This is a genomic window from Gardnerella sp. 30-4, from assembly GCF_001641215.1.
Classification (GTDB): Bacteria; Actinomycetota; Actinomycetes; order Actinomycetales; family Bifidobacteriaceae; genus Bifidobacterium; species Bifidobacterium leopoldii.
This window is the reverse complement of the sequence record NZ_LXJL01000057.1, coordinates 1-10127: the sequence shown is the minus strand read 5'-3', so window position 1 is coordinate 10127 and position 10127 is coordinate 1. Positions and strand designations below refer to the sequence as shown.

Sequence of the window (10127 nt, the reverse complement as noted above, 5' to 3'; positions counted from 1 at the left end):
ATATTCTTTAATACTACATTTCTCAATTACTAATCCGACATTTTCTATACGCTTATGTACAGAAAAGGTCGGATTTTTGCTGTAATGCGGCAGAAACTTTGCGCGCGTGCAACGAAAAGGTCGGATTAATAGAATCTAAATGCGAATATAAAGAAAGCGAGTCTTATAGCAAGCGTAATAGCTCACTATAAAACTCGCTTTGGTTTATATCAACCTTCTTCTATTGTTATCCGTTGTAAGTATTGTTATTGAAGCACTTGCAATTCAGTTTTTGCTTCTGTACTTCTGCATTTTATGCTTTCACGCTTTGATACAGCGATGAGCCGGATTCTTGGAACTTTTTGCTCATCTCTTTCATACCATCGGCAATTGCCTGACTGCGTGCTTCTTCAACGAGCTGCTCCTGCTGAGCTGCTCCGCCAAAACGCTTACGAATATTTTGCGAAATAGCCATCGAGCAGAACTTTGGTCCGCACATCGAGCAGAAGTGCGCCATTTTTGCCGGTTCTGCAGGAAGCGTTTCGTCGTGGAAGGCGATTGCGGTATCCGGATCGTAGCTTAAGTTGAACTGATCCAACCAACGGAACTCAAAGCGAGCCTTACTGATTGCGTTGTCGCGATCCATAGCATGTGGATGGTGCTTAGCAAGATCAGCTGCGTGGCAAGCAATCTTATACGCAATCACGCCTTGCTTCACGTCATCCTTGTTAGGCAACCCCAAATGCTCCTTAGGAGTCACATAGCAAAGCATTGCAGTGCCGTATCGCGCAATCTCCACGCCACCAATTGCGGAAGTAATGTGGTCATAGCCCGGTGCGGTATCCGTAGTCAAAGGACCAAGCGTATAGAATGGAGCATTCTGGCAAATCGCCTTCTCCATCTCAATATTCATACGCACAGTGTCGAATGGCACGTGACCAGGGCCTTCAATCATCACCTGCACGTCATGCTTCCAAGCGATCTTCGTAAGCTCGCCAAGTGTCATAAGCTCGGAAAGCTGAGCCGCATCGTTAGCATCAGCCAAGCTACCTGGACGCAAACCATCGCCCAAAGAAAATGCAACATCATACTTTGCGAAAATCTCGCATAATTCTTCAAAATGCGTATACAAGAAGCTCTCTTGATGATGCTGCAAGCACCATTCAGCCATAATTGAGCCACCACGAGAAACAATACCGGTTACGCGGTTTGCAGTAAGCGGCACGTAGCGAAGAAGCACGCCAGCGTGAATAGTCATGTAGTCAACGCCCTGCTCGCACTGCTCAATAACAGTGTCGCGGAAAAGCTCCCAGCTGAGCTTAGAAGCATCATCCTCAACTTTTTCCAAAGCCTGATACATTGGAACTGTTCCAATTGGCACAGGGGAGTTGCGCAAAATCCATTCGCGCGTTGTGTGAATATCGTTACCGGTGGAAAGATCCATAACGGTATCCGCACCCCACTTCGTAGCCCACGTAAGCTTTTCTACTTCTTCGTCGATAGATGACGTAACAGCAGAATTACCCATGTTTGCGTTGAGCTTAGTTAAGAAGCGCGAGCCAATAATCATAGGCTCAGCTTCAGGATGGTTAATATTGCAAGGAATTACAGCGCGTCCTGCTGCAATTTCTTCTCGAACTAGCTCTACATCGCAATTTTCGCGCGTTGCAACGTATTGCATTTCCGGAGTAGTAATTCCGTGACGAGCGTACCACATTTGCGTAATCGGATGATCTGCGCCCTTCATTGGCTTATGCGTGCGACCACGCCATTCTTTAGAAGCTTTGCCTCGCTTAATTGCGCGCTTGCCGTCGTCTTGAAGATTGCGCCTGCGACCCTCATATTCCACAACGTCACCGCGGTCGCGAATCCAGTCAAGTCGAAGCGGAGCCAAGCCTTCCTTCGGATCGCACTTTGGACCTTCAGTATTGTAATCCTTAAAAGGCGGGTTAGGACCTACGCCAGGAGTATCCGAAAGCTTAATTTCCGTATAAGGAACTTCCAAATCGTAAGAACCATATTCATACTCAAAATGAACTGGAGTTGTTTTGCGAATATGAGCTTTATCGCGCTGAGTGCAACCACGAGCTGCAATGTCAACTCGCTGTTGTTTAGCTAATTTCGCAGCATCCTTTGCTTCTTTAGCGTTAATAAAAGTTGGTTTCTTTTCTTGAGTTTCTGAAGATTTTGATTCAGAATTTTCTGCAACTATTACTCGCTTAGCGTAGCCGTGCTTTTCTTCGCCTCGCACAGCTTTCCAATGTTCAACAAACTCACGCATAGTTGATTCTGGTGTTTCTGAAGAATACAGTGCTTCAGAAACGAACCATCCTGCAGCCTTAGTGTGAGCGATTGTATCGATATCGTCGAGCGCAGTTCTTCCGCCAACTAGAACTGGGAAATCACTTGCGGAACAAATCGTATTAATTTTCGCTTCGTCCAGCGTTGTGTGGTTTGCTTCCAATTCGTAAGCGGCAGTAGTGCTTTCGCATCCTTCTTCAGGATTGTGCATTGCTGTTACGCAAATGTAATCAATGCATCCATCTGGCAGTTCGTTTATTACTTTAACTAAGCTTTCGGTTTCAACAGATAAGCCGATTACAGCATCTTCGCCAAGAAGTGCGCGAGCCTCTCTAGGCTCCATGTCGCTTTGTGCTAAATGCACTCCGTCAACTTTGATGCTTTGATTGCGAGCTTGCCAAACGACATCAACACGTTCATCGATAACAAAAGTTACAGAATCGCATTTGTTATTGTCTTCGATGATTTGTGCAATATCGCGTGCAATAGTAGTGATTTCTTTAGCGTTTTCATTGTTGCAATGAAGACGAATAAAAGTCGCTCCAGCGCGCAAAGCATCATCGACAATATCTGTAAGTGGACGATTATTACAAGCTTGTGGGTCTGCAATAAAGCAGGCACTTAGATTAAATTGATTACGCATTGATGCGTACGGATAATTCGATGTCATACTAAAATCGTTGCTCCCTACGTTGTATTAACTAACAGGTTCGAAGGGTTAGGCAAATTAATACCATCTCAGCCTTCTTTCGAAAGCACCCCTGCAAAATGTCGAATTACCAGTAAGTTTACACGATTATGTGCATTTAATTGGTGGTGGGTATGTTGCGAAATTCTTTAGCGTTCGTGATGATTGATTGCGCGTGAAATAAAATCTCCCAAGCTTTGCACAATCTGCACGAGGATAATGCAAAGAATAACAGCCACTGTCATCACATCGTATTGATAGCGCTGGTATCCGTATCGTATTGCAATATCTCCGAGTCCGCCTGCGCCAACTGTTCCAGCCATTGCGGAGAATCCAAAAAGCGTAATAAATGTAAGCGCAGCTCCGCGAATTAGCGAAGGTAAAGCTTCCCACAGCAACACTTTGCAAACAATTTGCAATTTGCTTGCTCCAAAGCTTTGTGCTGCTTCAATTAAGCTTCCGTCAACTTCGGCTAAAGATTGTTCAACTACTCTAGCAACGAATGGTGCAGCAGTAATTACCAGTGGCACAATAGCTCCAGGAACTCCCAAAGAAGTGCCAACTATGAGACGAGTAAAAGGAATTATTGCAACTAATAAAATAATAAACGGCACAGAACGCACGATGTTAACAATCCAGCCTAGAACTGCGTTAATTGGCGCGTTAGGGCAAATACCTTTTTTGTTTGATGTAATGAGAAGTACGCCAACTGGAAGTCCAATAAGGTATGCAAAAAGTGTTGCAACTGATGTCATTACGAGTGTGTCTTGCACGCCTTCAATAAGTAAGTCACCGTAGTCGTTAAAAAATTGTGTAGCAGCTTCTAACATTGTTATTTCACCTCATTGGTAAGCGCGTTTGTTTGTGCGTCTGTTGCCTCGTTTGCAAGCGTGTTTGTAGTTTTAGCACGATGATTTTCTTGTTTTTCATCTGCAATAAGAGTTCGCAAAATATCGCTTTGTGGATTTGCAAAAAGCGTATCCGTGTCACCTAATTCCACAATGCGTCCGCCATCAATCATTGCAACTCGGTCGCAAATATTTCGTGCTACAGCCAGCGAATGTGTAATAATAACAAGTGTTACGTTGAGTTCGCGGTTAATTCGGCGCAATAAATCAAGGATTTGCGCAGTAGTTGTGGAGTCCAGTGCGCTTGTTGCTTCATCGCAAAGCATAATCGACGGATTATTCGCCAATGCTCGTGCAATTGCTACGCGCTGCTGCTGTCCGCCTGAAAGTTGGCTAGGGTAGCGGTTTGCAAAATCTTTTAAACCAACTAAGTCAAGCAAGTAGTTTGCGCGTTCTTCTCGTTCCTTTTTTGCAGTGTGATTTAACTCTAATGGGAAAGTGACGTTTCGCAATACTGTACGTTGCTGGAAAAGGCTAAAATTCTGGAAAATCATGCCAATATTAGTGCGTACTTTTGCAAGTTCTTTATCTTTTACTTCGCTAATATCATTTCCGTCAATAATAATTTTGCCAGAAGTTGGTCGCTCAAGCAGATTCATGCAACGAACTAGCGAAGACTTTCCTGCACCAGAAGAACCAAGGATTCCGAATACTTCTCCCGATTCAATAGTCAGATTAATGTCGTGTAATGCTTCATTCGCTTTGCTACCTTTGCCGTAGCTTTTGTGAAGATGTTCGATCTGAATCATGCTTTTCCTTAACAGATTATTGCTTTCTGTGTGAAATATACTTCGTTACTAACTAGAGTTACTAACTAGCGTCATTAACTAGATTATTGACTAGCACGCACATTACGTATATTACACGCTTATAAAATAATGCCGCAAAGCATACACGAAGCATACACATGCGGCATTAGGTGGCTACATTGTGAGTATTATTTAGAAAACAGGAAGCACAGCGCCTTTGTAAGTTTTAGTAATATAGTCGCGCACTTCGCTTGTCTTCAAAGCTTTGAGTAAGGCTTTGATTTTTGCAAACTTTTCAGAGCCCTTCTTTACTACAATAATATTTTCATAAGTTTTAGCCGCAATGCCACCAACTTTTTCTGAAGTAAGTGGGTCTTTAGTTGGGTTAAAACCAGCTTGAATAGCGTAATTGCCATTCATGGCAGCAAGATCCACATCCTTAATGGCAGTAGGAACTGTTGCCGCTTCAAGTTCTTTAAACTTCAAATTCTTAGGATTCTCAGTAATATCTTTTGTAGTAGCGTTAATATCCTTTGGATTCTTCAACTTAATCAATCCAGCATCTTGCAAAAGAAGCAATGCGCGAGCCTCATTAGTAGGATCATTTGGAACTGCAACAGTTGCGCCATTTGCTAATGCTTTAATCGTCTTGGTTTTTCCTGGATACAATCCAAATGGTTCAAAATGAATTCCACCTACTGAAACAAGGTGAGTTCCCTTTTCCTTATTAAAGTTGTCAAGATAAGGCAAATGCTGATAGTAGTTTGCGTCAACTTCGCCTTCTTCAGTAGCTGTATTTGGCTGCACGTAGTCAGTAAATTCCTTTACTACTAGCTTGTAGCCTTCTTTTTGCAAGATTGGCTTTACAACCTTATTTAAGATTTCAGAATGCGGAGTAGGCGAAGCAGCAACAGTAATAGTTTTGTCATCCTTCGCGCCTGCTTTTGAGCTACCGCAGCCACTTAAAGTGAAAGTCGCTAATGCTGCCAGTGCTGTAATTGATGCAATAACTTTAATTTTTCGCATATTTCCTGCTCCTTGTTCGGTGAAATTCGTTTAAAGTTAAATCCCCTTCGCGAGTAACGAATTATCAATATAGGCGAGAAAAATCAATAATTCTATACTTTGCTTATTAGTATTATTTATGACGTGTTAATAATTCGCATACTTGCAGTGTGGAAAGAGAAAAAATAAGTTTTTCAACACGTCGCTTACTTGCAATGAAGCTATCTACTAGACTGTAATGTATGAGTTTTTTGCGATTGGCGTTAGCGCAGATAGATACCTGCGTTGGGAATATTGATAGCAACGTTGAAAAAGTTTTGAAGTATGCTGCGCGCGCAAAGCAGTCGGGTGCTCGCATGGTTGTATTTCCTGAGATGACTTTGACTGGGTATCCTATTGAAGACCTCGCCTTGCGTGCCACGTTCCGCACAGCTGCACAAAAAGCTGCAGACTTGCTTGCATCAAAACTTTCAGAAGAAGGCTTGGGGGAGCTTTACGTAGTAGTTGGAACTGTTGGCTTTGACGAGTCTGCTGGAAAGCCTCGAAACAGGCTTCTCGTATTGCATGAAGGCAAATCTGTGTTGCAATACGACAAGCATTTCTTGCCAAATTATGGTGTTTTTGACGAGTTTCGTATTTTCTCTTCTGGCAATAAGTGTGAGCTGCTGGAAGTAGATGGAATACGTCTAGGTTTTGCTATTTGCGAAGATATTTGGCAAGACGGCGGTCCTGTTGCGCGTTTGGCAAAACTTGGTATCGATGCGCTAGTAACTATGAACGGTTCTCCATATGAGGAAGGTAAAACTCATGTGCGCTTGAGTTTGGCTCAAAAGCGCGCTGTTGAAGTCAATGCGCCGGTTGTGTATGTGAACCAGGTCGGTGGTCAAGATGATTTGGTTTTTGACGGTGGAAGTTTTGTTGTTGATTCTGACGGAACTTTGCTTGAACGCTCGGCAATGTTTGCTGAAGATTTGTCGTTTGTTGATTTTGATAACTCGCTGAAAAAGCAGAAAGTTTCAAGCATTGCTCCAAAACTTGACGCAGATGAAGAAGTGTATTGTGCGTGTGTTGTAGGTCTTAGAGATTACATGCGTAAGAATGGTTTTAAGGGCGTGTGCTTAGGACTTTCTGGAGGAATTGATTCTGCCTTAGTAGCTACTATGGCTGCCGATGCTTGCGGTGGAGCAAATGTGTATGGCATTTCTATGCCAAGCATGTACTCTTCGGACGGTTCTAAAGACGATGCGCGCGATTTAGCAGAGCGAATTGGCGCTCACTACGATGTGCAACCAATTGAACCGCTTTTTAAAGCTTTCCAATCACAACTTTCCTTAGAAGGAGTTGCTGCGGAAAACTTGCAAGCTCGCGTTCGTGGCGTAATCGTAATGGCATATTCAAATTCGCGCGGTGTTTTGGCGCTCGCAACTGGTAATAAATCGGAGCTTGCTTGCGGATATTCTACTATCTATGGCGATGCGGTAGGAGGGTATGCTCCTATTAAGGATTTGCTTAAGACGCGCGTTTGGGCACTTTCTCGTTGGAGGAATCGCGCTGCGAATGCTGGAGTAGGTATTGGTATGCTGCCAATTGTTGGATATGAGGATTCTCAGAAAGCGAAAGCTCCGCAAGATGGCGTGCTTATTCCTGTTAATTCTATTATTAAGCCTCCGAGTGCAGAGTTGCGTCCAGGGCAAAAGGATTCTGATTCTTTACCTGAGTACGATTTGCTTGATCGCGTTTTAGAGGCTCATATTGAGCTTGCTCATGGTAGAGCGGATTTGCTTGAAGATGGTTTTGACGAGCATACTGTTGACACGGTTATGCGTTTAGTTGATCGCGCAGAATGGAAGCGCAGGCAGTATCCACTTGGACCAAAAGTAAGTGCTATTGCTTTTGGCAGGGATCGCAGAATGCCTGTTACCACAGCTTTTCGTGAATAAATGTGATGTATTTCACTAGATTTTTTGCAAAACTACTCGTGTATGCGTTTACCCATGCTTTAACATTGTTATTAGGGCAGCGTGAAGATGCGTTGCGGGTACAAAAGGAGTCTAAACATGACATCAGTTGATGCACCAGTTCTCAGTGAAGAGGATCTTCGTACCGAAGCGTGGAATGGTTTTACTGACGGCAATTGGAAGAAAGACATTGACGTACGCGACTTTATATTAAAGAACTATACGCCATATGAAGGTGACGAAAGCTTCTTGGCAAATGCCACTGAAAAAACGAAGCACATGTGGAAGTATCTCGACGACAACTACTTGGCTGTTGAACGTGAACGTCGTGTTTATGATGTTGAAACTCATATCCCAGCAGGCATTGATGCAATGCCAGCAGGCTACATTGAAAGCCCAGAAGTAGATAACGTAATCGTCGGTTTGCAAACTGATGAGCCTTGCAAGCGCGCTATGATGCCAAATGGCGGTTGGCGCATGGTTGAGCAGGCTATTAAAGAAGCTGGCAAGGAAGTAGATCCTCAAATCAAGAAGATCTTCACCGTCTACCGCAAGACTCATAACGATGGTGTATTTGGCGTTTACACCAAGAATATTAAGATTGCTCGCCACAACAAGATTTTGACCGGTTTGCCAGATGCTTACGGCCGCGGTCGTATTATTGGCGATTATCGTCGTGTGGCTCTTTACGGCGTGAACATGCTTATTGAGTTCAAGAAGCGCGACAAGGATTCGATTCCATACCGTAACGATTTTACCGAGACTGAAATTGAGCATTGGATTCGCTTCCGCGAAGAGCATGACGAGCAGATTAAGGCTTTGAAGCAGCTTATTAACTTGGGTAACGAGTACGGTTTGGATTTGACTCGTCCAGCTAAGACCGCTAAGGAAGCTGTTCAGTGGACTTACATGGGCTATCTTGCTTCTGTTAAGAGCCAGGATGGCGCTGCAATGAGCTTCGGTCGCGTTTCTGCATTCTTTGATTGCTACTTTGAGCGCGATTTGAAGGCAGGTTTAATTAACGAAACCGACGCTCAGGAAATTATTGATGCTCTTGTTATGAAGCTTCGTATTGTGCGCTTCTTGCGTACTAAGGATTACGACGCAATCTTCTCTGGTGATCCTTACTGGGCAACTTGGTCCGATGCAGGCTTCAGCGAGGACGGTCGCACTTTCGTAACCAAGACTTCGTTCCGTTTGCTCAACACTTTGACTCTTGAGCATTTGGGACCTGGTCCTGAGCCAAATATCACTATTTTCTGGGATCCAAAGCTTCCAGAAGCTTATAAGCGTTTCTGCGCACGAATTTCTATCGACACTTCTGCAATCCAGTACGAGTCCGATAAAGACATTCGTGAGCACTGGGGTGATGACGCTGCTATTGCTTGCTGCGTTTCTCCAATGCGCGTCGGTAAGCAAATGCAGTTCTTCGCTGCTCGCGTGAACTCTGCAAAAGCTTTGCTTTACGCAATCAACGGCGGTCGCGATGAAATGACCGGTATGCAGGTTATTGATAAGGGTGTTATTGACCCAATCAAGCCAGAAGCTGACGGTACTCTCGACTACGAGAAAGTTAAGGCTAACTACGAGAAGGCTTTGGAATGGCTTTCCGAAACCTATATTGAGGCTTTGAATATCATCCACTACATGCACGATAAGTACGCTTACGAGTCCATCGAAATGGCTTTGCATGATAAGGAAGTTTATCGTACGCTTGGTTGCGGCATGTCCGGTTTGTCTATTGCTGCAGATTCCTTGGCTGCTTTGAAGTATGCAAAGGTTTACCCAATCTACAACAAGGATGCTAAGACAACTGAAGGCCACGAGTACGAGTACATTGAGGGTGGCGACGACGACTTAATCGTTGGCTACAAGACTGTTGGCGAGTTCCCAATTTACGGTAACGACGACGATCGTGCAGACGACTTAGCTAAGTGGGTTGTGAGCACTGTTATGGGTCAGGTAAAGCGTTTGCCTGTGTACCGTAATGCTGTACCAACTCAGTCCATTTTGACTATCACTTCTAACGTTGAGTATGGCAAGAACACTGGTTCCTTCCCATCCGGTCACAAGAAGGGTACTCCGTACGCTCCAGGCGCAAACCCAGAAAACGGCATGGATTCGCACGGCATGCTTCCTTCGATGTTCTCCGTTGGAAAGATTGATTACGACGATGCTCTTGACGGCATTTCGCTTACGAACACCATTACTCCTGATGGTTTAGGTCGTGACGAAGACGAGCGCATCAGCAACTTGGTTGGCATTTTGGATGCTGGCAACGGTCACGGTTTGTACCACGCGAACATCAACGTGTTGCGTAAGGAACAGCTTGAAGATGCTGTTGAGCACCCAGAAAAGTATCCGCATTTGACGGTTCGAGTTTCCGGCTATGCAGTGAACTTCGTGAAGCTCACTAAGGAGCAGCAGCTCGACGTTATTTCTCGTACATTCCACCAGGGTTCAGTTACTGACTGATTTGGTTGATTAGTAAACACCGCCGGGAGCGAGGCTAGTTTCGCTCCCGGCTTTTGTTAATTGC

At 44.3% G+C, this 10127-nt stretch carries 6 protein-coding genes and 1 riboswitch; of the genes, 2 read left to right on the top strand and 4 right to left on the bottom strand.

Annotation, left to right across the window (positions count from 1 at the left end; genetic code table 11):
* Positions 1–292 precede the first annotated feature (292 nt).
* From thiC to A5294_RS04365, 4 genes are all read right to left on the bottom strand, one after another.
* Positions 293–2950, bottom strand: a complete 2658-nt coding sequence (gene thiC / locus A5294_RS04380; RefSeq protein WP_004119078.1) for a phosphomethylpyrimidine synthase ThiC — start codon at positions 2948–2950, stop codon at positions 293–295.
* Positions 2948–3053: riboswitch (TPP riboswitch) on the bottom strand. (Overlaps the previous gene by 3 nt.)
* A 64-nt stretch (positions 3054–3117) precedes the next feature.
* Positions 3118–3798, bottom strand: coding sequence for a methionine ABC transporter permease (locus tag A5294_RS04375; RefSeq protein WP_004106344.1), 681 nt, complete (start codon positions 3796–3798; stop codon positions 3118–3120).
* A gap of 2 nt (positions 3799–3800) precedes the next feature.
* The gene (locus tag A5294_RS04370; RefSeq protein ID WP_004106342.1) at positions 3801–4625 is read right to left on the bottom strand and encodes a methionine ABC transporter ATP-binding protein; all 825 of its coding nucleotides are present in this window, start codon (positions 4623–4625) and stop codon (positions 3801–3803) included.
* Positions 4626–4817: 192 nt separating this feature from the next.
* A complete protein-coding gene (locus A5294_RS04365) occupies positions 4818–5651 on the bottom strand; it encodes a MetQ/NlpA family ABC transporter substrate-binding protein (RefSeq protein WP_004106340.1) in 834 nt (277 codons plus the stop codon).
* A gap of 221 nt (positions 5652–5872) precedes the next feature.
* On the opposite strand from A5294_RS04365, the gene A5294_RS04360 reads away from it, so the two are divergent.
* Positions 5873–7570, top strand: a complete 1698-nt coding sequence (locus tag A5294_RS04360) for an NAD+ synthase (protein ID WP_064340564.1) — start codon at positions 5873–5875, stop codon at positions 7568–7570.
* A gap of 117 nt (positions 7571–7687) precedes the next feature.
* Positions 7688–10063 (top strand): formate C-acetyltransferase, encoded by a 2376-nt coding sequence (pflB, locus tag A5294_RS04355; protein WP_004106337.1) that lies wholly within the window; start codon positions 7688–7690, stop codon positions 10061–10063.
* The last annotated feature ends 64 nt before the right edge of the window (positions 10064–10127 follow it).